Origin of the sequence: Enterobacter sp. RIT637 (genome assembly GCF_019718755.1) — a bacterium.
Taxonomy (GTDB): Bacteria; Pseudomonadota; Gammaproteobacteria; order Enterobacterales; family Enterobacteriaceae; genus Enterobacter.
In genome coordinates this window covers 1-22,790 of the sequence record NZ_JAIHAZ010000017.1, presented here as the reverse complement: position 1 = coordinate 22,790, position 22,790 = coordinate 1, and the positions used below count along the sequence as shown (strand labels likewise).

Below are 22,790 nucleotides of genomic sequence, written 5' to 3'. Positions count from 1 at the left end.
GGCCTACATTCTGTTCTCCCTCTCCCTGTGGGAGAGGGCCGGGGTGAGGGCATCAGACCGCACCCTATCCATTTAGAACATGGCCTTGCCATATTCCATGTCAGACGTACCAAAGTATTTCGCAATAGTCTGGCCGATGTCCGCGAAGGTTTCACGGTGACCGAGCGAGCCCGGCTTCACTTTCGGGCCGTACACCAGTACCGGAATGTGCTCACGAGTATGGTCGGTACCGGTCCAGCTTGGGTCGCAGCCGTGGTCCGCGGTCAGGATCAGAATGTCATCTTCACCCACCAGCTCCATCAGCTCCGGCAAACGGCGGTCGAACAGCTCCAGACCGGCGGCGTAACCCGCGATATCACGACGGTGGCCCCAGGAGGAGTCGAAGTCCACGAAGTTGGTGAAGACGATAGTCTTGTCGCCCGCTTCTTTCATCTCTTTGATGGTGGCATCGAACAGCGCGTCCAGCCCGGTGGCTTTCACTTTTTTGGTGATGCCGCAGTTGGCGTAGATATCCGCGATTTTACCCACGGACACCACGTGACCGTCTTTCTCTTCGACCAGCTTCTGCAGCACGGTAGGCGCCGGTGGCTCAACGGCCAGGTCGTGACGGTTACCGGTACGCTGGAAGTTACCCGCTTTATCGCCGATAAACGGACGCGCGATGACGCGGCCAATGTTGTAGCCGCCTTCAGTCAGCTCTTCGCGTGCGATTTCGCACAGTTCGTAGAGTTTATCCAGACCATAGGTCTCTTCGTGGCAGGCAATCTGGAACACGGAGTCGGCAGAGGTGTAGAAAATCGGCTTGCCGGTTTTCATGTGCTCTTCACCAAGTTCGTCCAGAATCACGGTACCGGAAGAGTGGCAGTTACCGAGGTAGCCCGGCAGGTTGGCACGCTTGACCAGCTTATCGAGCAGCTCCTGCGGGAAGCTGTTCTCGTGATCGGAGAAATAACCCCAGTCGAACAGAACCGGTACACCGGCGATTTCCCAGTGTCCAGACGGCGTATCTTTACCGGAAGAGAGCTCGTGCGCCCAGGCGTATGCGCCCACCACTTCCGCGTTGCCGTCCATACCGGCTGCGATCTTACCGGTAGATCCTTCATGCGCTTTTACCAGCCCGAGGCGGGTCAGGTTTGGCAGGGTCAGAGGACCTTTACGACCGTTGTCCGCTTCGCCTTTCGCACAGGCTTCCGCGATGTGACCCATGGTATCGGAACCCACGTCACCAAAACGATTTGCATCTTCGGTAGCGCCGATGCCGAATGAGTCCAGCACCATAATAAATGCACGTTTCATAATTGTTCTCCGTACGTAGTGCTTCAAAAAAATAGCGATCAGATCAGTATACAGTTATTCAGTGATGCGGCGATAGACAGTCGGTGTGCTTTCTGGTGCTTTATCGTCAAGCGTAATGGCCGCTTTCACGGCTTTTGCCGCATCCTGCCAGCTGGCTTCGTCTTTGGCGTGGATCACCGCCAGCGGACGTTGACCGTCAACGCTGTCGCCCAGACGCGCCATATCGGTAAAGCCGACGCTGTAATCAATGGTGTCCGATGCCTGACGGCGTCCGCCACCCATCGAGACCACCGCCATACCCAGCGCGCGGGTGTCCATTGCGGAAACGAAACCTTCGGTATCCGCATAAACGGCTTTGCTGAGCATCGCGGTTGGCAGGTATTTCGCGTAGTTTTCAACGAAATCGGTCGGGCCTTTCTGCGCCGCAACCATACGGCCAAAGATCTCCGCCGCTTTGCCGTTGTCCAGCACTGCCTGCAGCTTCGCGCGCGCTTCTGCATCGTCTTTAGCGAGTTTGCCGGAGATTAACATCTCAACACACAGCGCCATGGTGACGTCGAAAAGACGCGGATTACGGTATTCACCAGTGAGGAACTGGACGGCTTCACGCACTTCAACCGCGTTACCGGCGCTGGAGGCCAGCACCTGGTTCATATCGGTGAGCAGCGCGGTGGTGCGCACGCCCGCGCCGTTGGAGACGCCAACGATCGCTTCAGCCAGCGCAGCAGAAAGTTCATAGGTCGGCATAAAGGCGCCGCTGCCCACTTTTACGTCCATCACCAGCGCGTCCAGCCCTTCTGCCAGTTTCTTCGCCAGGATAGAGGCGGTGATCAGCGGGATGGAGTCAACGGTCGCGGTAATGTCACGCGTCGCGTAGAAACGCTTGTCTGCCGGAGCAAGAGAGCTGGTCTGGCCGATAATCGCCACACCAACGTCTTTAATAATATCGCGGAAGCGGCTGTCATCCGGGAAGATATCGAAGCCCGGAATGGCTTCCAGTTTGTCGAGCGTACCGCCGGTGTGGCCCAGGCCGCGCCCGGAGATCATCGGGATGTAGCCGCCGCAGGCGGCCACCATGGGGCCGAGCATCAGGGAAGTTACGTCGCCCACGCCGCCAGTGGAGTGTTTGTCCACAATCGGGCCGTTAAGGTTGAGGCTTTTCCAGTCCAGAACGGTTCCTGAATCTCGCATCGCCATGGTCAGCGACACACGCTCGGGCATCGACATATCGTGGAAGAAAATGGTCATCGCCAGAGCCGCAATCTGCCCTTCTGAGACGGTGTTATCACGAATGCCGTTGATAAAGAAGCGAATCTCTTCGTCGCTTAATGCATGACCATCACGTTTTTTACGAATAATTTCTTGTGCGAGAAACACGGTAACCTCCATGCGGAATCGGGGGAGTTGAGGCGGGTGGCGCTACGCTTACCCGCCCTACGATCCTGTAGGCCGGATAAGCGAAGCGTCATCCGGCATTGTCTGGCAATCAGTAGCTGCTTGCGCTCTTACCGTCGCCGTGACCCAGCGCTTTCAGCAGGCTGGCCAGCAGGCTGGACGCGCCGAAGCGGTAGTGGCGGGAATCAGCCCAGTCAGCGCCGAACAGCTCGTCGGCAATTGCCAGGAACTGCTGAGCGTCTTCAGCAGTACGCACGCCGCCCGCAGGTTTGAAACCAACGGTTTTGGACACGCCCATGTCGCGGATGACTTCCATCATGATGCGCGCGCTTTCCGGGGTCGCATTCACCGGCACTTTACCGGTAGAGGTTTTGATGAAGTCCGCACCGGCTTTAATGGAGATTTCAGACGCTTTACGAATCAGCGCTTCTTCTTTCAGCTCGCCGGTTTCGATGATCACTTTCAGCAGCACGTTTGCCGCCGCACACGCGTCTTTACAGGCTTTCACCAGGTCAAAACCGACCTGCTCGTTGCCGGCGATCAGCGCGCGGTACGGGAACACCACGTCAACTTCGTCTGCACCGTAGGCAATCGCCGCGCGGGTCTCTGCCAGCGCAATCTCGATATCATCGTTGCCATGCGGGAAGTTAGTTACGGTTGCAATGCGCACGTCCGGCGTGCCCTGCTCTTTCAGCGTCTTACGGGCAATCGGGATAAAGCGCGGGTAGATACAGATGGCTGCGGTGTTACCCACCGGCGTTTTCGCCTGATGGCACAGGGCGATGACTTTTTCATTGGTGTCGTCATCGTTCAGGGTGGTCAGGTCCATCAGCTTCAACGCACGCAGGCTGCTTGCAGTTAAATCGGTCATAACATTCTCCAACGGCAGTGCCGTATAAATTTTACCTTGCGGGTCTGTGAGTATTCTAACATTCACCCGCATCCACACTTCGACATTCATCACAGTTAATGAAAGCTGCGTACAAATTTGCATTACTGTAATGAGATCTTCTTCAAACTTTAGCGCCTGAATTGCCGACTAAAGCAGCAATACCCCCTGTCGGATCAAAAGCCCCGACAGGCTGGCTTCCTACAATCCGTTCATCATCCGCAGAACATTCAAGGAAGCGAATATGCCCCACTCCAGCCCCGACGCCCTGCAACAACGTTGCCAGCACATTGTGACAAGCCCGGTGTTAACCCCGGAACAAAAACGTCATTTTCTGGCGCTGGAAGCGGAGAACAACCTGTCTTATCCGGCACTCCCTGAGGCCGCACGCGCCGCGCTGGACGAAGGGTTTATCTGCGACATGTTCGAAGGCCATGCGCCTTACAAACCGCGCTACGTTCTGCCGGATTACGCAAAATTTCTGGCTAACGGTTCAGAGTGGCTGGAGCTGGAAGGCGCGGAAGATCTCGACGACGCCCTCTCGCTGTTAACCATCCTCTACCACCATGTTCCGTCCGTCACATCGATGCCGGTCTATCTCGGTCAGCTTGATGCGATATTAACTCCATATGTTAGAATTCTAACACAAGAAGAGATCGATAGCCGAATAAAACGTTTCTGGCGCTATCTCGACCGTACGCTACCGGATGCGTTTATGCACGCCAATATCGGCCCTGCGGATACGCCCGTTACACGCGCCATTCTTCGTGCCGACGCAGAGCTGAAGCAGGTCGCACCGAACCTGACCTTTATCTACGATCCCGATATCACCCCGGATGATTTGCTGCTTGAGGTAGCCAAAAACATATGTGAATGCAGCAAACCGCATATTTCCAATGGTCCGGTGAATGATAAAATTTTCACAAAAGGACGTTACGGCGTGGTGAGTTGTTACAACTCCCTGCCGCTTGCAGGCGGTGGCAGCACACTGGTGCGCCTTAACCTCAAAGCCATTGCTGAACGCAGCACATCCATTGAAGACTTCTTCACCCGCGTGCTCCCGCACTACTGTCAGCAGCAAATCGCCATCATCGATGCGCGCTGCGATTTCCTGTATGAGCAATCTGGCTTCTTTGAGAATAGCTTCCTGGTGAAAGAGGGGCTGATTGATGCCGATCGGTTTGTGCCCATGTTTGGCATGTACGGTCTGGCGGAAGCGGTAAACGCGCTCTGCGAGAAGGAAGGCATTGAGGGCCGTTACGGTAAAGACGAACGGGCTAACGCGCTGGGGTATCGCATCAGCGAACAGCTTGCAGCGTTTGTCGAAAACACGCCGGTGAAACACGGCTGGAAGCACCGCGCGATGCTTCACGCGCAGTCCGGGATCAGTTCCGATTCTGGCACCACGCCGGGCGCGCGCCTGCCCTATGGCGACGAGCCGGATCCCATCAGCCATCTGCTGGCCGTTGCGCCACACCACAAACATTATCACTCCGGAATCAGCGATATTCTCACCCTGGAGGAGACGGTAAAACGCAACCCGCAGGCGGTGGTTCAGCTTTGCCTGGGCGCGTTCAGGGCCGGTATGCGTGAATTCACCGCCAACGTGGCGGGTAACGATCTGGTGCGCGTCACTGGCTACATGGTGCGACTATCGGATCTGGAGAAATACCGGGAAGCGGGTTCGAGAACCAACACCACGTGGCTGGGGGAAGAAGCCGCACGCAATACCCGTATTCTGGAACGTCAGCCGCGCGTGATTAGCCATGAACAGCAGATGCGCTTTAGTTAGTCAGGTCATTCCTTTTTCCTGCGTGGACGGGCCGGGCAGCCGCCTGGCCCTGTTCCTGCAGGGCTGTAACCTGCGCTGTAAAACCTGCCATAACCCGTGGACGATCGGCCGCTGCAACGACTGCGGCGACTGCGTGCCCCACTGCCCGCACGACGCGCTGACCATTCAGGCCGGACGCGTCTGGTGGCAGGAGAGTGACTGCCAGCAGTGCGACACCTGCCTGCACCTGTGCCAGCAGCAGGCAACGCCTATGGCGCACCGCTTCAGCGTGGAAGAGATCCTCACCCAGATCCGCAAATCCGCACCGTTTATCGAAGGGATCACCGTGAGCGGCGGTGAAGCCACAACGCAATTGCCGTTTTTGATCGCCCTGTTCACCGCGATCAAAGCCGATCCCGCCCTGCGTCACCTCACCTGTCTGGTAGACAGCAACGGTCTGTTAAGCGAAACCGGCTGGCAAAAGCTGCTGCCAGTGCTGGATGGCGCAATGCTGGATCTCAAGGCGTGGGGGAACGAGCATCACCGCTTCCTGACCGGACGCGAAAACCCGCAGATTAAGCAGGGCATCCGCTGGCTGGCAGATCGTCACCGTTTGACAGAACTCCGCCTGCTGGTCATCCCGGAGCAGTGTGATTATCTGGAACATCTTAAACCGCTGACGACCTTTATCCACGGGCTTGGAAATGTGCCGGTGCGCATCAACGCGTTTCATGCGCATGGCGTTTACGGTGAGGCGGCGTCATGGCGTAGCGCGACGCCGGACGACGTGGAACCGCTGGCTCTGGCGCTGGAAGAACAGTGGATCACCGTGATCCGCCCGTCGCTGTATCTATAGCGTGATGCCAAATAGCGTACGCGTATTCTCAAGCAGCGCATCGGCAATCACCTCTTCAGGCTCCTTTCGCAGTTCACACAGGGTGGTAAACACGCGCGCCGCCTGTTCCGGGCGATTCGGCTGCCCCTGAAAACCATTCAGCGGCATATCGGGCGCGTCGGTTTCCAGCAGCAGCGCCGACAGCGGCAGCTGTGCCATCACGTCACGGGTTTTACTGGCACGCGGATAGGTGATGGTGCCGCCGACGCCGATTTTATAGCCCAGCTCGATAAAACGCTGCGCCTGCTGCAGGCTGCCGGAGAAACCGTGTACGACGCCCGTGCGCGGCAGATCGATGCGTTTCAGGTGCATCGCCAGCTTATCGTGCGTGCGTCTCGAATGGAGGATCACCGGCAGATCGTGGCGCTTCGCCAGCCTGAGCTGCGCGTCGAGGATCGTCTGCTGGCGCTCAAACTGTGGATCCTCGCGATAAAGATCGAGGCCGATCTCACCGATGGCAACCAGCTTCTTCTCCGCCGTTTGCAAAACGGCGTCCAGGCTATCGAGATGTTCGTCCAGATGATGTTCAATCACGATGGGATGCAGACCCAGTGCGGCATACAGCGCGTCGTGACGGCGGGCAAGATTCAGCACCCGCTCGAAATACGCCGCTTCAATCGCGGGCACAATAATCGCGTCGACTCCCGCCCGTGCGGCGCGATCGATGCTCGGCACCTCGTCGCTGCTGAAGGGGGGAAAATCAAAGTGACAATGGGTATCGACAAAGCGGTACGTCACGCCAGATCCTCGTTATCCAGTGGAACATCGTTCGCCTGGGGAATATCCACCAGCGGCAAGGTCAGCGGGTCGTTGGCGACAATGGCAGGCGGGGTGATAATGCGTTTATGCCGATGAAGCGGCGGTTGCTCCGCCAGCATTTTGCCTACCGTCGCCAGGAAATAGCGTCCGCACAGTCGCCCCGTCTTGTAATCCATGCGCAGCGCAGGAATACGGCTGCCGAGCGCCATGCTCAGCAGCGGCTTCGGCGGATAAATTTCGAAGATACGCAGCTTACCCGGTGGTTTTTCAATGAAACGCTGCATCGCGCCGTAGGTGGTTTCATGCTGCTTCGCGATATTCACCAGCGGCTGCAGGCTGCTGTCGCCCAGCCAGCGCTCCATGCGTTTAAACCACTGCGGCGTGTAATACATCTGCGATGGTACGGTTCGGATCACCACGATGGTTTTCGCCCCGCGTCGGGCGGCCTCCTGTACCGGCACCGCGTCACTGATCCCACCGTCCAGATAGCTGATGCCATCCAGCAGCGCACCGGTTCGATAAAACCCGGGAATGGCGCTGGAGGCGCGGATAATATCCAGCCAGTTCTCTTTCTGCGGCGAAAAGTAACCCGGCGAATAATCATCACCCCGGCTGGCGCACATCCAGAACTCTTTTCCGGCATCAAACAGACGGGCGGCGGTATCCATCGCCAGCGGCATCTGACTGGATGTGGAATCCAGCAGCCAGTCGAGATCGATCAGGTTGCCGCCGCGCACGAAGCGCACCGGGTTAAAAAATTCTTTTGCCGTGGTGTAGCGCATAATCACTTTGCGCGCGTAGCCGGGCTGGTTGCAGACATAAGCGGAGAGATTCTGTGCCCCGGCAGAAGTACCGAAGTAGAGGTCAAACGGGTTGAACTGCGCGCGCATAAATTCGTCGAGCACGCCCGCGGTGAAAATACCGCGCTGGCCACCACCTTCACAAACCAGTGCAAGTTGCCCCGTGCGGAACGGTTTTAACGTCAGCGGCGCAATATTGCCGAGCGTAACGGGAATTCGCTGCCCCACCTCTGCCTTCCTGTTTTCATTATTGTGTTCAGACACAGTAACGCCATCCCTTCAGGTTCTCAAACGAGAAAAAGCCAGTCACGAGGACTGGCTTTACTTTGTTTATGAAATATTGCGTTTTGCTAAGGACGGCGTCGACCTGTAAACAGACTGACCAGGAACAGAATAATACCAACGACGAAGACAATTTTTGCTGCCCAGGCCGCTGTACCCGCCAATCCACCAAAGCCCAAAGCGGCGGCAATTAACGCGATAACCAGAAATATAATGCCCCAACGAAACATAAGCCTCTCCTTTACCATAGTTAATGTCGGCCGCTAAACGTGAGCGCTCAGGTCACTCACCGGCGTTTTTCCAGAGTCGTTCTTATTTCGCCCGCTGGCCTCAGCCAGACGGGCGAATGGTGAAGATTTACTTCGCTTTCAGATCGTTTTTAACGCTTTTCACACCATCAATCGCTTTCGCGATAGATTCGGCACGTTCAATTTGTGCCTGGGAATCAACCGTACCGGAAAGCTGCACCACACCATCAGTGGTTTCCACTTTCACCTTGCGGGAAGGCACGATGTCATCTGCTAACAGTTTAGCTTTGATTTCGCTGGTGGTTGCCGCATCCCCGGCATAACCCTTCACGGAGCTGTCTTTGCTGTCACGAACGTGCAATTTATCGCTTACGGACGCGACACCCTCGACACCCTTCGCCACGTTAACAGCCTTTTCGGCCTGGGCCTGGCTTTCCACAAAGCCGCTCAGGGTGACGACTTTTTTGTCGGTCTTCACGGAAATATCGGTGCTCTTGATGGCTTCATCATCCACCAGTGCGGCTTTCACTTTTGCTGTGATGGAGCTGTCATCCATGAAATTACCGACTTTATTCATAGAGCTATCGATTTTTTCCCCTGCAGTGTTGGCAGTGGACTGTGCTTTATCCATGGTGCTGCTTTCCGCCAGGGCAGAACCGCTAACCAGAACGCTACCCAGAGTCACAGCCAGCAGAGTTTTAGAAATCTTAAGTCTTGTCATATTCATCGATGTATTCCTGTGTTTTGCCCGTCATTCGAGCGACAAACTTCCTTTATTACTAGTTTTATATTTCGCGAATAAGCACACGGGTGAAATGGAGAACCTCTAGTCATGCATTGAACAGTTTATTCATCCACGCCCGGTGCTAAACACTGAGTTAAATATAGATCACTCTCACAGTGTCGCTTTCAGAATCGGATAGAAAATGAGCAAAAGGCGTGAAATTGCCGTGAATTAAGAACATTCCGCAAGGGATTAATAAGACAGGAATTAAAGAAGAGCACGGCGGCAGCCGTGCTCTGAGAGGGGATTAGTGCTCGCGGGTTTTGCGGAACTGAACGTCAGGATAACGTTCCTGCGTCAGGTTCAGGTTTACCATGGTTGGGGCGATATAGGTCAGGTTATCGCCGCCATCCAGCGCCAGCTGGATCTCATTCTTACGCTTAAATTCTTCGAATTTCTTCACGTCAGAACACTCAACCCAGCGCGCGGTCGCCACGTTTACCGATTCGTAGATCGCTTCCACGTTATACTCGCTCTTCAGACGAGCAACCACCACGTCGAACTGCAGCACGCCGACCGCACCCACGATCAGATCGTTGTTGGCGATTGGGCGGAACACCTGCACGGCACCCTCTTCGGAAAGCTGAACCAGGCCTTTCAGCAGCTGTTTCTGCTTCAGCGGGTCGCGCAGGCGAATACGACGGAACAGCTCCGGTGCGAAGTTCGGAATACCGGTGAACTTCATCATTTCACCCTGGGTGAAGGTATCGCCGATCTGGATGGTGCCGTGGTTATGCAGACCGATGATGTCGCCCGGATAAGCTTCTTCAACGTGCGAACGGTCGCCCGCCATAAAGGTCAGCGCGTCGGAGATCACCACGTCTTTCCCGGTACGCACCTGGCGCAGCTTCATGCCCTTCTCATACTTGCCGGACACCACGCGCATAAAGGCTACGCGGTCGCGGTGTTTCGGGTCCATGTTGGCCTGAATTTTGAAGACGAAGCCGGTGAACTTCTCTTCCTGCGCTTCCACTTCACGGGTGTCGGTTTTACGCGGCATCGGGCGCGGCGCCCACTCCACCAGTCCGTCGAGCATATGGTCAACGCCGAAGTTACCCAGCGCGGTACCGAAGAACACTGGCGTAATTTCACCCGCCAGGAACAGATCTTTATCGAACTCGTGAGATGCGCCTTTCACCAGTTCCAGCTCGTCACGCAGCTGCGCGGCCAGCTCTTCGCCGACGGCAGCGTCCAGTTCAGGGTTATCCAGGCCTTTAACGACGCGGACTTCCTGAATGGTGTGGCCTTTACCGGTCTGATACAGGTAGGTTTCATCTTTATAGAGGTGATAGACCCCTTTAAACAGCTTGCCGCAGCCGATCGGCCAGGTGATTGGCGCACAGGCGATCTTCAGCTCGCTTTCGACTTCGTCCATTACTTCCATCGGATCGCGGATGTCACGGTCGAGTTTGTTCATGAAGGTGAGGATCGGCGTATCGCGCAGACGGGTAACTTCCATCAGCTTACGGGTTCGATCTTCTACCCCTTTCGCGGCGTCGATCACCATCAAACAGCAGTCCACCGCCGTCAGCGTACGGTAGGTATCTTCGGAGAAGTCTTCGTGGCCCGGGGTGTCCAGCAGGTTCACCAGGCAGTCGTGATACGGGAACTGCATCACAGAGGTGGTAATCGAAATACCACGCTGCTTTTCCATCTCCATCCAGTCAGATTTTGCATGCTGGCTGGAGCCACGGCCTTTAACGGTACCCGCAGTCTGGATCGCCTGTCCGAACAGCAACACCTTCTCGGTGATGGTCGTTTTACCGGCATCCGGGTGCGAGATAATGGCAAAAGTGCGGCGCTTGGCCACCTCTTGCAGATAAGGAGACAACGTCATAATTAAATCTTCTTTTATAAGCGCGGCAGCACGCCACGCATCATGGAATACAAAATTGCGGCTATTTTACCCATCAATAGGGGGCAGGCAATCATTGTTTACACAGGAGCTGCTCCAGTTCGTTCAATGACGTGACGGTCCAGGTCGGCTCGATGCCTTCCGGCTGCACGCGACCATGCGCATTCAACCAGACCGTCGACAGGCCGGAGTTGATGCCGCCAAGAATATCAGACTCCGCGGTATCCCCCACCATCAGGACGCGATCGCGGTCAGGATTGCCAGCCTGCGTCAGCGCGTAGTCAAAAATACGCGGGTCCGGCTTCGGTACGCCCACCTCTTCGGAGATCACCAGCGCGTCGAAATAATCGCGCAGGCCGGTGCGCTCAAGGCGGATCTGCTGCAGGGCGGTAAAACCGTTGGTGATGATCCCCAGTTTTACCTTGCCTTTTAACGCATTCAGCAGAGAAACCGCGCCCGGCAGCGGCGCACAGATATCCGCCATCGCGTTCAGGAAGGCCTCGTTCAGCGTTCCGGGACTGACCTTCAAACGTTCCGCCCAGACGTCAAAGCGCTGGTGCTGAAGTTGCAACGCGGTGATGGCACCGTTCTGGTAATCCACCCACAGCGGCTTGTTCACCGCCTGATAGTCCTGAAAATCTTCAGCGGTGAAGGTCACGCTATAGTCGAGAAACATCCGCTGTAGGCCGCCGAACGAATCGAACGTAAACAGCGTTTCGTCGGCATCAAAGAAAATCCAGTCCCATTTCATCGTTACAACCTTATTTTTCGTTATCCAATCGGCAGGGCCATTATGATGGCGTCTTCACGTCCCTCTGCGGTGGGGTAGTAGTTACGGCGGATTGTCGCCTCGTTAAAGCCTAAGCTTTCATAGAGCGCGATGGCGGCGACATTCGACGCGCGCACCTCCAGCCACAGGGTGAAAACGTCACGGGTTTCGAGCTCACGAATGAGGTGCTCGAGCAGTTCTCTTCCCAGCCCACGGCGCTGAAACGCAGGATCAACCGCGATGTTAAACAGCGTCGCTTCATCAAGAACAACCTGCGTAATCGCGAAGGCGGCCATGGTGCCGTCAACGTCCAGGCGGTAGTTCAGGTACCGTTCGCCCTGGTTGCTGGCGAAGGTTTTTTCGCTCCACGGAAAGGCGTGGGCGCGTGTTTCAATCGCAAACGCGGTGGACAGGTCAGGCGTCGTGAGGGAAGAAATCGTGTTCATATTCGCAGATTTGTTGCCATAGCGCGCTGCGCGCCTTTGGGTTGGCTTTCAGTTCGTCCAGCGCTGGCGAGCAGATTTTGCTCCCCTGGAGAGGCATGTCGTTTATCTCCCCGATGCGCCAGCTGTTACAGCGGCTTTCGGGAGGAAGCATCGCGACACGCTCTGGCGTCAGCTGTAAAACCTGGTCGGGCGTCATCTTCAGGCTGCGAAGGACATCATCGATCAGGGGTTCATTCAGGGCAGGCAGTTCTTCCGCCACCATCACCAGGCGTACGTGCGCAGGGATGGAAATGGCGATTTCGCCCTGCAACGCCGTCGGGCGACGCAAAGCCCACTGGGTAATGCCCAGCTGCTGCAACTGCCAGTCTCGTCGGGATGTCATAGGGAAAACTCCTGTCTCTCAGGCGCGCAAATATAGCAAATGTGTCGAAAGTGCGCCATCTACCTACTATAATCCCCGCCTGAGTTTATTGAGGAACAATTCATGTCTGCATTTACCCCGGCAAGTGAAGTCTTGCTGCGTCACAGTGATGATTTCGAAGAAAGCCGTATTCTGTTTGCCGGAGATATGCAGGATGACCTGCCTGCGCGTTTCGACTGTGCTGAAAGCCGTGCCCACACCCAATATTATCACCACTGGCAGGTACTGAGCCGCCAGATGGGCGAGCGCGCGCGCTTTAGCCTGGTGGCGGAGCAGAGCGATATCGCCGACTGCGATACGCTGATCTACTACTGGCCGAAGAATAAACCGGAAGCCCAGTTCCAGCTGATGAACCTGCTCTCCCTGCTGCCGGTCGGCTGCGATATTTTCGTGGTCGGTGAGAATCGCAGCGGCGTGCGCAGCGCTGAACAGATGCTGGAAGGCTACGCGCCGCTGAATAAAGTCGACAGCGCACGCCGCTGTGGTCTGTACCATGGCCGTCTGGAAAAACAGACAACGTTCGATCCACAGGCTTACTGGGACGAGTACCAGCTTGACGGCCTGACCATCAAAACCCTGCCGGGCGTGTTCAGCCGTGACGCGCTGGATACGGGCAGCAAGCTGCTGCTTTCCACCCTGACGCCGCACACCAAAGGCAAAGTGCTGGACGTGGGCTGCGGCGCGGGCGTGCTCTCTACCGTGCTCGCCAGCCATTCACCAAAAGTGCGCTTAACCCTGTGTGACGTGAGCGCCCCGGCGGTAGAAGCCAGCCGCGCAACGCTTGCGGCAAACGGCATTGAAGGGGAAGTGGTTGCCAGCAACGTCTTCTCTGACATTACCGGTCGTTTCGACATGATCATCTCCAACCCGCCGTTCCACGACGGAATGGAAACCAGCCTTGAAGCAGCCCAAACGCTGATCCGTGGCGCAACCCGTCACCTCAACAGCGGCGGCGAGCTGCGTATCGTTGCGAACGCCTTCCTGGCGTACCCGAAAGTGCTGGACGAAACCTTTGGCTTCCACGAAGTCATCGCCCAGACTGGCCGCTTCAAAGTCTACCGCACCGTCATGACGCGTCAGGCGAAGAAGTAATTCGCCATGCAGTGCAGGCCGGATAAGCGCAGGCGCCATCCGGCAACGGGCATCTCCGTTCCGGCCATTTTTGCAGCAATCAATAAAAGGTGCGCACTTTTCAGTTGACGTAAAGCTGAAAACATCTAGAATGCGCCTCCGTGGTTACGATACTTTTACAGTATCGATGGTATGCGAAGGTGGCGGAATTGGTAGACGCGCTAGCTTCAGGTGTTAGTGTCCTTACGGATGTGGGGGTTCGAGTCCCCCCCCTCGCACCATAAATCACGTTGATATTGCTCGCACTGGGCGAAGGTGGCGGAATTGGTAGACGCGCTAGCTTCAGGTGTTAGTGTCCTTACGGATGTGGGGGTTCGAGTCCCCCCCCTCGCACCAACGAGGCGATATCATAAAGAGTAAGATGACTGTGCGAAGGTGGCGGAATTGGTAGACGCGCTAGCTTCAGGTGTTAGTGTCCTTACGGATGTGGGGGTTCGAGTCCCCCCCCTCGCACCAATTATCTTACCTTCCTCTGAAGTACCTCTTGTTTTTTCTGTTATTTCAAACTCATCAGAATTACCAGTATTCCACTGACCAATGCGATGCACGAAGGCAGCAGCACAAAGTGCCGTAATTGCTTATGCCAGATCATCCCTGACGTGACTAACAGCCCAGAAACAATAATGGCTTTCCAGATATCGATGGAGAGATCGGCAAACAGCAGGCCGCCAATAATTGCTCCAGGCAGCAACACTCCCCAACCACTTCCCAGCGCTTTGCTCAACATGGTTTGCCCTTTCGCATCAATAATGATAACCAATATCATATGATAACAATTATCATTTGTCAGCATTCATCATCAAAATCCATCGACCTTTACCTTTCCCATAATGACAGGAAATGCCTAAGGTGATAAATTGCTCATCTGTTAACTCCTTATAAAGATTTTCTGATAATTACTATTCATCTTTTTTGCTTTTACTATTTTCTAACAACACCTATTCATTTGTTTTAATTAAATATTAATAAAAAAGCATTACTATGACATCACAATCCTGGCGGTCTTTGGTCAACAGCAAATATCAATTATCTTTACGTTTATTTCTCTTTCTGAACGCAACCTCAGCGGTGTTCTCGGTAACAAACCCGCTCTATTCTGTTCGCCTGTTCTCGTTCCCCCTGGTGGCTATTTTTATTCTCAGCACGGGATTGTTCGCCTGGCACTGGAAAGAGAAAACCCGGAAGGTCAATATTCCCGTCGTTTCAGCGATCTTCGGTATTTTGTGGGCCTGGCAAATCGTCTCGAAATTTTCGTTAATTACGCACGATCGGGCGACATATTTAGTCATGGTACTCTTAACGGTGCTTTTTATTGGCTCCCTGGCATTTGCCAGTAATATCAAGGCATTTACTCTTCATTCGCTACCCGCCTTTATTGCCTGCCTGTGGTTAGGCAGTCATGAGAGCTGGCTGAGAATGATCTACTCCTTTGCCCTTCCGGTGGCGGCGATTGGCATACATAACATCCTGCAAAAACGTAACGATCGCTTTGCCCAGACGCTTCTTTCCCAGCTTCTGGAAGAACGCGAGACGCTTTCCGATCTCAGCATGATGGATCCGCTCACCGGCCTGTATAACCGTCGCGGCCTGCAAAGCCGGCTGGAAAACCTGCCGAGAGTCGATAATGGTGAACACTTCGTTATGCTTCTGGATATCGACCATTTTAAGGCATACAACGACCATTACGGCCACATGATGGGCGACCAGGCGCTGATCCGGGTCTCAGCGGCGATCCGTGATGCCGTACGCTCGCGTGATATCGTCGCGCGCTTTGGCGGAGAGGAGTTTATGGTATTGCTGACGAGCATCTCGCTCGACCATGCCCGCCAGACGGCCGAGCGGATCCGCCAGAAAGTCTACGATTTAAAAATTCCGCATATGTTCAACGAAAGCGTGGCAACAAACGTCACCATCAGTATCGGTATTGCCATCTATGATGACGATGACCCGGAAGGCGCGCTGGAGAAAGCGGATAAAGCCCTCTACGAAGCGAAGCACATGGGGCGTAATAACATCCTGCTCAGCGACGAGCTGCAGACAGCTTAAGCCCGACATCCAACATTCAGGACAAAAGGCTTGCGATCGTTTTTATCTATAGTTAGGATTGGCAATCATTATCATTTAGATTCCTATCCTTATGGCGACACGTACCGCACAAGCCGTTGACTCACTTCTCTGGCGAGCCCCTCTCTCCACAGGGAGCGTTACGCTTGCGGATGCTATTCGGGACAGGATTGCCGACACCCGCGCCCATCTGCTGGATTTTATCAAGCTGGATGAGCCTCACCCGCATAACACCATGACACTTGCCGAATGGCAGCGTCCGGCAGAACGCCAGTCGCTGCTGGCGGCGTATTCCGACCACATCTATCGCAATCAACCGACCCTTGCGCGGGAAAATAAACCCCTGCTCTCTCTTTGGGCGCAATGGTATATCGGGTTGATGGTCCCGCCGATCATGGTGGCCTTGTTAACCCAGGACACGATGCTGGATCTCTCCCCGGAACATTTCCACGTTGAGTTCCATGAAACCGGGCGTGCGGCCTGCTTTTGGATTGACGTTCACGAAGATATGAGTGCCGGACAGCGCTCAGCTCAGGAGCGCATGGAACAGCTCATCACTCAGGCGTTGATGCCGGTCATTGACGTGCTTGAGCAGACGGGAGAAATTAATGGAAAGCTTATCTGGAGTAATACCGGTTATCTGATCCACTGGTATTTAACAGAGATGAAACCGCTGCTGGGCGATGAGAAAGTGGATGCTCTGCGCCAGTCCTGTTTCTTTGCAAAGCAGCTTTCTGATGGGCGGGATAACCCTTTATTCCGTACCGTCGTCCCGCGTGACGGCCTTCTGGTGCGCCGTACCTGCTGCCAGCGCAATCGCCTGCCTGACGTTCAGCAGTGCGGGGATTGCACGCTGAAGTAGCCGGGCCCGGCCTGATGCCCTCACCCTGACCCTCTCCCACAGGGAGAGGGAACAAACACTAAAAACGGCAACATGAGTTGCCGTTTTGCTTTTACCTAGGCTACCTGCTGATTTTCCTCTTCCGCATTACGCTGCGCTTCTTCCGCTTCCTGCTCCAGCAACTGCTTCTCGTACACTTTAAAGAACGGGTAGTAGATAATGGCCGATACGCAGGCCAGCACAACGACGAGAATAGCCGCGCGGAAATCCCAGCCCAGCGCCCATGCCGCGCCTATCGGAGCAGGTGCTGTCCAGGGAACCACAGAGATGACACGACCAATCAGATCAAACGTCATCGCCGCCCAGGCCAGCACAGCGTTTACCATCGGAGCAAGCAGGAATGGAATAAAGAACACCGGGTTCATCACAATCGGCGTACCAAAGATGACGGGTTCGTTGATGTTAAAGAAGCTGGGCACCACGCTCAGACGCCCGATTGAACGCAGGTGCGCAGAGCGGCTACGCAGATAGCAGATCACCAGCCCCATCGTTGCACCAGAGCCACCGATCACGATAAAGAACGTCCAGAATGCTTCCATAAAAATGTGTGGCAGAGGTTGGCTTGCCGCCAGCGCGGTCTGGTTAGCGCCCAGGTTGGTCAGCCAGAACATCTGCAGCATCCCGGAGACAATGGCAGCCCCGTGGATCCCGGCAAACCACAGCAAGTGACCAATCAGTACCGCCAGCAGGATAGCAGGCAGCGAGTCAGCAGCGGATACCAGCGGTTTGAAGATCGACATAATAGCCTGTGGGATCAACATACCAAACTGAGACTGAATCAGCAGGCTCAGCGGGTACAGCGTCAGCACAACCACCAGTACCGGTATCAGCAGATCAAAGGAGTTTTTGATCATCGGTGGCACCTGGTCCGGCAGGCGAATACCAATATTGTGCGCTTTCAGGAAACGCATCATTTCAACGCAATACACCGCCACCAGAATGGCGGTAAAGATCCCCGTTCCGCCGAGGCTGTCGACGGGCAGGGTGCCTTTGGTTTTCGGCGCGGCAACCAGCAGAAACGCCATCAAAGACAGCATGGCGCACATGAACGGGTCAAGCTGATGAGATTTCACATAATGTTTGCCCAGGTTGTAGGCGATGGCCGCACAGATATAGATGGACATAATGCCCATCGTCATATCAAACGGGGTGAGAATTTGCCCTTCAAACTGCTTCGCCATATCCAGCCAGGCGCGAGCAAAGCCCCAGGTGGTATCAGGGGAGAACGGTGGGTAAGCAAATACCAGCAAGAATGAGCCCACTATCATGAACGGCATCGCAGAGATAAATCCATCACGAATAGCCATAACATGACGCTGGGAGGAGATTCGCCCGGCAATCGGGCTGACGTAATTTTCAACGAAACGGAATATCAGATTAAACGCAGCATGGTTGGCAGACATAGCAGCTCTCCTGTCAGACGTTCGTTACGGGCGAATTCGCGCCACACGTTGTTCCATAAATCAGCTTCACAACCTTGCCGGCTTGCGTACCAGCGGTACTGCTCAGAAGAAATGGTTTCATAATTAGCTCTTATTATTGGATACAGGGGACGTTACATTCTCAGTATTAATCTCTGATTCACGCTCTGCAACCGGTTACTGTAACCGGTTTCTGTGAATGTGAAGGCGATCCATAAATCGGCCCAACTGGATTTTTGTTACTGAAGAGATATTTACAGAACCTAAAGGCTTATGACAGATTACGCAGGATATTTGTCAGGAGGAAACAATGAGTTTGCAGTCTGTACAGCAGTTTTTTGCCGACAACGCCCCCGATGTCGAAATCATCGAGCTTAGCCAAAGCACCGCGACCGTGGCCCTGGCTGCTGCAGCGCATAACGTTGAACCGGGTCAAATCGCCAAGACGCTATCGTTAAAGGTTAAAAATGAAGTCATCCTCGTAGTGGCTAAAGGTGACGCACGGCTGGATAACAAGAAACTGAAAGACGTATTCGGCGCAAAAGCGCGCATGCTGAGCAGCGATGAAGTGGTCACCGTTACGGGTCATCCCGTGGGTGGCGTCTGCCCTTTCGGACTGGAAAATCCCCTCTCGGTATTCTGCGACGTTTCACTGAAACAGTACGCTGAAGTACTGCCAGCTGCCGGTGCCATTCACAGCGCGGTGCGTATTTCTCCCGACAGAATGGCAGAACTGACTGCGGCAAAATGGGTGGATGTCTGCATTTGATTGTTGCGCCAGAAGCGTTCTGGCGCATGACAAACAGTTAAGAGAATGAAGGTACACTCAACGCCGAGCGACGCGGCTCGCGGGCGGGAAGATGAGCGAGGATATCTGCTGCATCCAGTAATCCCACATCAGAATTGACCCCGAGCTTTACCATCGCATTGAACTTGTGCGCCCTGATGGTCTTAATATTGCGCTCAAGCTGTGTCGCAATTTCCGGGATGGAATAGCCCGACGACATATAACGCAAAATTGCCCGTTCGGTGGGGCTCAACATGCGGTTCTGATTCACATACCAGTGATTGTACATGTTGTCGTTTACACGATGCGTTTCATTAAGAAACGTCAGCATTCCTTCGATCAACTGCTCAAGCGACACCGATTTACTGATTATCCCGTGCAGGCGTGCCGGAGAAAGATGGCAAATCAGCCTCGCTTCTACATCATCTGACGCCAGTACAATACGCTGGATATTGCCGTGTGAGAACGTCAGATCACGCAGGCTTGCCAGACAGTTACGACGCTCCTCACGCGCATCGGATAGTGAGTAAATAACCGAATAAAAAGCGGTCTGGGAAAGTGCGTCTTTAAAACTGTCGAATCGACTAAACAGGTGGACCTGATAGCGGCTGAATGCAGGCAAAGCAAAAATATGCTGCAGCCCAACAGCACTCATTACGCAATTTTCGATGACGGCGATATGTCTTGTTGCTGCGGTCTCTTCCATTCCTCAAACTCTCCATAGGCCGACATTAAACTCAGTTCTCGCATCCCCTGTGTACTGCTAATCCAGGCATACATATCGGCATTGCTTCGCAGGGACAACCTGCGCATCGCACTGTTCTTTTGTGCACTGATCGTTTTGTTACTCTTCTTCAATAACGTCGCGATTTGGTTAATACACCAGCCTTTCCCCAGCAGGCGCAATACTTTGCGCTCAGAGTGAGTTAGCGCGATAAAGCTCTCAGACTCTTCTTCAGGCTCAGGATTTTCTGGCATTAACAACGTCTGGCTAATTCGTTCTGCTCGTTCACTTCCGGCACGAATAGCATTAATGACCCCTTCGATCGGTTCCATATCGGACAGCAAGGTGCTTTCAGGACGCATGAGTAATTCTACCGCCAGCGGGTAGAGTGGGCGGGAAACTAAAAAGATCCAATGGATATCCCGATACTGATTCAGCAGCCCATAATATTGCTCGAGCGTACCGCGAGGATTCCGATAATCGCCAGAAATATCAGCGACAACCACACTGGCGCGGCGGAGTTGCAGCAGTGTTAACTCCTGAATAGAGCGGCAAAAAGTCAGTTCATACTCGGGGAAATGGCGAACCATGACCCCACCAAGCCCGGATTGCATTACGGGTATCTTACTAATCACAACTCCGTGTTTACCTTTCAATGGCAACATAGAACCTCCGAGTCCATTCTTCATTTTCTAAATAGCGATAAAACGCATTGAGATAAAATTATTTCATCCCTGAGTGCACACAATAAAAATAATGCCAATTTTAAGAAAATCTTTACAAGATTAAGAAATGCCCAAAACAGGGTTAATATCTCACAAATAACAAACAAATTTAATTACGGTTACCTGAAAAGAACGAAAATATAAAATTAGAAATACTTAATATTTGTGAAATATATTCTTACCCCTAAAATATTCATTAAATAAATATTATTACCCCCTTTCCTACACTCTCTATCGTGAGGCTGTTTGCACAAATCTTGATCTGACCCAGAGCAAGTGACACCGCACTTTGTGCTAAAAATAAGCATTCCGGGCCAACAGGCAAGCTATCCATCCTCTCTTCAGGGCAATGCATGCAAGATCAGTCAACGCAACGCGCAACGACGCGGATATGTATTCAATGCGGGCTTTTTCTCTTACAACACGGGGCAGAAAGCGCCCTTGTCGAGGAACTCTCAACACGTCTTGGCGTGGCGCTCGGCATGGACAGCGTCGAAAGTTCCATCTCGTCGAATGCCATTGTTCTGACCACCATAAAAGATGGGCAGTGCCTGACCTCCACCCGTAAAAATCACGATCGCGGCATCAATATGCACGTCGTGACGGAAGTGCAGCACATCGTCATTCTTGCCGAGCATAAACTGCTGGATCTCAAAGAGATTGAGAAACGGTTCGCGCAAATCAAACCGTTACGCTACCCGCGCTGGCTGGTGGTGATAATGGTTGGGCTGTCGTGCGCCTGTTTTTGCAAACTCAACCAGGGCGGATGGGACGGTGCCATCATCACCTTTTTCGCCAGCAGTATCGCCATGTATGTCCGCCAGCTGTTGACCCACCGGCAGCTGCACCCGCAAATAAACTTCTGCGTTACCGCTTTTGTCGCTACCACGGTTTCTGGCCTGCTGCTGCGCCTGCCGCAGTTTGACGACACCCCGACGATTGCCATGGCCGCCAGCGTGCTTCTGCTGGTCCCGGGCTTCCCGCTGATTAACGCCGTGGCTGACATGTTTAAAGGGCACATCAATACCGGGCTGGCGCGCTGGGCGATTGCCAGTCTTCTGACGCTCGCCACCTGCATCGGCGTGGTGATGGCGATGACGCTGTGGGGGTTACGCGGATGGGCATAATCGAATTTCTCCTTGCGCTGGCGCAGGACATGCTTCTGGCCGCCATTCCCGCCGTCGGCTTTGCGATGGTGTTCAACGTGCCGCAGCGCGCGTTGCCCTGGTGTGCGCTGCTGGGGGCCATTGGCCACGGCTCACGCATGGTTATGATGACGGCAGGATTCAACATCGAATGGTCAACGTTTATGGCCTCGATGCTGGTCGGCAGCATTGGCATTCAGTGGTCACGCTGGTATCTGGCGCATCCAAAGGTCTTTACCGTGGCGGCCGTTATTCCGATGTTCCCGGGGATCTCCGCCTATACCGCGATGATTTCAGCGGTAAAGATCAGCCATTTTGGTTACACCGAGCCGCAAATGATCCTCCTGCTGAGCAACTTCCTGAAGGCGTCTTCCATTGTCGGGGCGCTCTCCATCGGGCTGTCGATTCCCGGCCTGTGGCTTTACCGCAAGCGTCCGCGCGTTTGAGATTTGTGTTATCACGCTGCCATGGTAATAATCCCTGCATTCTGTTTGGTGACGATAAGGAAAGGATGTGGCTAACCCTGGCAGCGAAAACCCGGAACACAATGAAGGATCCAGCCTGAAGGAAAACATTTTCCAGAGCGCCATTGCGCTGTTTGCCGAATATGGGCTAAACGGTGCCCGCATGGAGCAAATCGCCGAGAAAGCCGGTACGACCAAACGGATGGTGGTGTATCACTTTAAGAATAAAGAAAACCTGTATCTTCTGGCTCTGGAGTACGTTTACACCCAGATCCGCGCCAGTGAAAAACAGCTCAGCCTTGCCGGTATGCCACCGGTAGAAGCGCTGGTTCATCTTGTTGAAGCGACCTTTGACTACCACGCCGACCACCCGGACTACATTCGCATCATCTGTATGGAGAACATGCAGCGCGGCCGCTTCATGCAGCAGTCCAGCTACCTGCGCCAGGTTAACCGCAGCGCGCTGGAACTGCTGGAAGCCATACTTCAGCGCGGGAAAGAGAAGCAGCTATTCAATCAGACGGTAGACGCGCGCGACCTTCACCGTCTGATCAGCAGCTTCAGCTTCCATTATGTTGCCAACAGCTACACCTTTACGCTGCTGTTCGAAGAGGGAGCAGACGAAGCCGCGCAGCGTCAGCACTATCGGAAAATGGCGGTCCAGGTAGCACTTCGCTATACCTGCCCATAAAATAGCTTGCAATTATATCGTGCACTATCTATATTCATCTCATGAACGCAAAAACGAACGACACCACCGCGGCGCTGCTGCTGGATAACCAGCTCTGTTTTGCCCTCTACTCGGCAAACCTGGCGCT

25 protein-coding genes, 3 tRNA genes and 1 pseudogene are annotated in these 22,790 nt (G+C 54.3%); 13 read left to right on the top strand and 16 right to left on the bottom strand.

All coding sequences use genetic code 11. The features are described 5' to 3' along the window. Positions 1-72 precede the first annotated feature (72 nt). From deoB to deoC, 3 genes are all read right to left on the bottom strand, one after another. Positions 73-1,296 carry a phosphopentomutase gene (gene deoB / locus K5E19_RS19510; protein ID WP_221552656.1) on the bottom strand — a complete coding sequence of 408 codons (1,224 nt, stop codon included), beginning with the start codon at positions 1,294-1,296 and terminating at the stop codon, positions 73-75. Positions 1,297-1,350: 54 nt separating this feature from the next. Continuing rightward, complete coding sequence (gene deoA, locus K5E19_RS19505; RefSeq protein WP_221552654.1) at positions 1,351-2,673, bottom strand: thymidine phosphorylase; 1,323 nt, start codon at positions 2,671-2,673, stop codon at positions 1,351-1,353. A 109-nt stretch (positions 2,674-2,782) separates the two neighbouring features. Continuing rightward, entirely contained in the window at positions 2,783-3,562 is a 780-nt protein-coding gene (deoC, locus tag K5E19_RS19500) for a deoxyribose-phosphate aldolase (RefSeq protein ID WP_023310320.1), read from the bottom strand. A 262-nt stretch (positions 3,563-3,824) separates the two neighbouring features. Here deoC and K5E19_RS19495 point away from each other — a divergent pair, with 262 nt between their 5' ends. Both K5E19_RS19495 and K5E19_RS19490 read left to right on the top strand, forming a co-directional pair. Then, entirely contained in the window at positions 3,825-5,372 is a 1,548-nt protein-coding gene (locus tag K5E19_RS19495) for a YjjI family glycine radical enzyme (protein WP_221552653.1), read from the top strand. Continuing rightward, on the top strand, positions 5,347-6,207 hold the full coding sequence (locus K5E19_RS19490) for a YjjW family glycine radical enzyme activase (RefSeq protein ID WP_221552652.1): 861 nt from the start codon (positions 5,347-5,349) through the stop codon (positions 6,205-6,207). Before K5E19_RS19495 ends, K5E19_RS19490 begins: the two co-directional genes overlap by 26 nt. Here the strand turns inward: K5E19_RS19490 and K5E19_RS19485 are convergent. From K5E19_RS19485 to K5E19_RS19450, 8 genes are all read right to left on the bottom strand, one after another. Beyond that, positions 6,202-6,984: a TatD family hydrolase gene (locus tag K5E19_RS19485; RefSeq protein WP_221552651.1), complete on the bottom strand. Its 783-nt coding sequence runs from the start codon at positions 6,982-6,984 to the stop codon at positions 6,202-6,204. The genes K5E19_RS19490 and K5E19_RS19485 overlap by 6 nt on opposite strands. Further along, positions 6,981-8,033 (bottom strand): patatin family protein, encoded by a 1,053-nt coding sequence (locus K5E19_RS19480; protein ID WP_221552650.1) that lies wholly within the window; start codon positions 8,031-8,033, stop codon positions 6,981-6,983. Before K5E19_RS19480 ends, K5E19_RS19485 begins: the two co-directional genes overlap by 4 nt. 122 nt (positions 8,034-8,155) lie before the next feature. Further along, positions 8,156-8,317 carry a DUF1328 domain-containing protein gene (locus K5E19_RS19475; RefSeq protein WP_003856556.1) on the bottom strand — a complete coding sequence of 54 codons (162 nt, stop codon included), beginning with the start codon at positions 8,315-8,317 and terminating at the stop codon, positions 8,156-8,158. A 127-nt stretch (positions 8,318-8,444) separates the two neighbouring features. Next, a complete protein-coding gene (gene osmY, locus K5E19_RS19470) occupies positions 8,445-9,062 on the bottom strand; it encodes a molecular chaperone OsmY (protein ID WP_221552649.1) in 618 nt (205 codons plus the stop codon). A 304-nt stretch (positions 9,063-9,366) separates the two neighbouring features. Beyond that, the gene (prfC, locus tag K5E19_RS19465) at positions 9,367-10,956 is read right to left on the bottom strand and encodes a peptide chain release factor 3 (RefSeq protein WP_221552648.1); all 1,590 of its coding nucleotides are present in this window, start codon (positions 10,954-10,956) and stop codon (positions 9,367-9,369) included. Positions 10,957-11,047: 91 nt separating this feature from the next. After that, positions 11,048-11,725 carry a pyrimidine 5'-nucleotidase gene (yjjG, locus tag K5E19_RS19460; RefSeq protein ID WP_010427143.1) on the bottom strand — a complete coding sequence of 226 codons (678 nt, stop codon included), beginning with the start codon at positions 11,723-11,725 and terminating at the stop codon, positions 11,048-11,050. A 20-nt stretch (positions 11,726-11,745) separates the two neighbouring features. Then, complete coding sequence (gene rimI / locus K5E19_RS19455) at positions 11,746-12,189, bottom strand: ribosomal protein S18-alanine N-acetyltransferase (protein WP_008502078.1); 444 nt, start codon at positions 12,187-12,189, stop codon at positions 11,746-11,748. Next, positions 12,158-12,571: a DNA polymerase III subunit psi gene (locus K5E19_RS19450; RefSeq protein WP_221552647.1), complete on the bottom strand. Its 414-nt coding sequence runs from the start codon at positions 12,569-12,571 to the stop codon at positions 12,158-12,160. The genes rimI and K5E19_RS19450 overlap by 32 nt, the downstream gene beginning before the upstream one ends. Before the next feature lie 102 nt (positions 12,572-12,673). Here K5E19_RS19450 and rsmC point away from each other — a divergent pair, with 102 nt between their 5' ends. After that, positions 12,674-13,702, top strand: a complete 1,029-nt coding sequence (gene rsmC / locus K5E19_RS19445) for a 16S rRNA (guanine(1207)-N(2))-methyltransferase RsmC (protein ID WP_221552645.1) — start codon at positions 12,674-12,676, stop codon at positions 13,700-13,702. On the opposite strand, the gene K5E19_RS19440 is transcribed toward rsmC, so the two are convergent. Then, positions 13,687-13,827 carry a hypothetical protein gene (locus K5E19_RS19440; RefSeq protein WP_221552643.1) on the bottom strand — a complete coding sequence of 47 codons (141 nt, stop codon included), beginning with the start codon at positions 13,825-13,827 and terminating at the stop codon, positions 13,687-13,689. The genes rsmC and K5E19_RS19440 overlap by 16 nt on opposite strands. Positions 13,828-13,875: 48 nt before the next feature. On the opposite strand from K5E19_RS19440, the gene K5E19_RS19435 reads away from it, so the two are divergent. The 3 genes from K5E19_RS19435 (at position 13,876) to K5E19_RS19425 (ending at position 14,197) form a co-directional block, all read left to right on the top strand. Then, positions 13,876-13,962, top strand: a tRNA-Leu gene (locus tag K5E19_RS19435). 28 nt (positions 13,963-13,990) lie between these two features. After that, positions 13,991-14,077 (top strand) — tRNA-Leu (locus K5E19_RS19430). Between the two features lie 33 nt (positions 14,078-14,110). After that, positions 14,111-14,197 (top strand) — tRNA-Leu (locus K5E19_RS19425). Between the two features lie 40 nt (positions 14,198-14,237). Here K5E19_RS19425 and K5E19_RS19420 read toward each other — a convergent pair. Next, on the bottom strand, positions 14,238-14,507 hold the full coding sequence (locus K5E19_RS19420) for a DUF1435 domain-containing protein (RefSeq protein ID WP_221552713.1): 270 nt from the start codon (positions 14,505-14,507) through the stop codon (positions 14,238-14,240). Positions 14,508-14,722: 215 nt separating this feature from the next. Here K5E19_RS19420 and K5E19_RS19415 point away from each other — a divergent pair, with 215 nt between their 5' ends. Both K5E19_RS19415 and fhuF read left to right on the top strand, forming a co-directional pair. Continuing rightward, positions 14,723-15,787, top strand: coding sequence for a GGDEF domain-containing protein (locus K5E19_RS19415; protein WP_221552641.1), 1,065 nt, complete (start codon positions 14,723-14,725; stop codon positions 15,785-15,787). Between the two features lie 91 nt (positions 15,788-15,878). Beyond that, a complete protein-coding gene (gene fhuF, locus K5E19_RS19410; RefSeq protein ID WP_221552640.1) occupies positions 15,879-16,667 on the top strand; it encodes a siderophore-iron reductase FhuF in 789 nt (262 codons plus the stop codon). 95 nt (positions 16,668-16,762) lie between these two features. Here fhuF and K5E19_RS19405 read toward each other — a convergent pair whose 3' ends face one another. Further along, complete coding sequence (locus K5E19_RS19405; RefSeq protein ID WP_108417151.1) at positions 16,763-18,109, bottom strand: PTS sugar transporter subunit IIC; 1,347 nt, start codon at positions 18,107-18,109, stop codon at positions 16,763-16,765. A 328-nt stretch (positions 18,110-18,437) separates the two neighbouring features. On the opposite strand from K5E19_RS19405, the gene K5E19_RS19400 reads away from it, so the two are divergent. Beyond that, a complete protein-coding gene (locus K5E19_RS19400; protein ID WP_221552639.1) occupies positions 18,438-18,896 on the top strand; it encodes a YbaK/EbsC family protein in 459 nt (152 codons plus the stop codon). Positions 18,897-18,933: 37 nt separating this feature from the next. Here K5E19_RS19400 and bglJ read toward each other — a convergent pair whose 3' ends face one another. Next, positions 18,934-19,569: a DNA-binding transcriptional activator BglJ gene (bglJ, locus tag K5E19_RS19395; RefSeq protein WP_221552711.1), complete on the bottom strand. Its 636-nt coding sequence runs from the start codon at positions 19,567-19,569 to the stop codon at positions 18,934-18,936. Next, a complete protein-coding gene (locus tag K5E19_RS19390) occupies positions 19,569-20,303 on the bottom strand; it encodes a LuxR C-terminal-related transcriptional regulator (RefSeq protein WP_221552638.1) in 735 nt (244 codons plus the stop codon). The genes bglJ and K5E19_RS19390 overlap by 1 nt, the downstream gene beginning before the upstream one ends. A 413-nt stretch (positions 20,304-20,716) precedes the next feature. Here K5E19_RS19390 and K5E19_RS19385 point away from each other — a divergent pair, with 413 nt between their 5' ends. From K5E19_RS19385 to K5E19_RS24250, 4 genes and pseudogenes are all read left to right on the top strand, one after another. Beyond that, complete coding sequence (locus K5E19_RS19385; protein WP_221552637.1) at positions 20,717-21,490, top strand: threonine/serine exporter ThrE family protein; 774 nt, start codon at positions 20,717-20,719, stop codon at positions 21,488-21,490. Beyond that, complete coding sequence (locus tag K5E19_RS19380) at positions 21,481-21,954, top strand: threonine/serine exporter (protein ID WP_010427167.1); 474 nt, start codon at positions 21,481-21,483, stop codon at positions 21,952-21,954. Before K5E19_RS19385 ends, K5E19_RS19380 begins: the two co-directional genes overlap by 10 nt. A gap of 67 nt (positions 21,955-22,021) precedes the next feature. Then, positions 22,022-22,663 (top strand): TetR family transcriptional regulator, encoded by a 642-nt coding sequence (locus K5E19_RS19375; protein ID WP_221552636.1) that lies wholly within the window; start codon positions 22,022-22,024, stop codon positions 22,661-22,663. A 41-nt stretch (positions 22,664-22,704) separates the two neighbouring features. Next, positions 22,705-22,790 (top strand): annotated as a pseudogene (locus K5E19_RS24250) (MarR family transcriptional regulator); the annotation flags it as partial.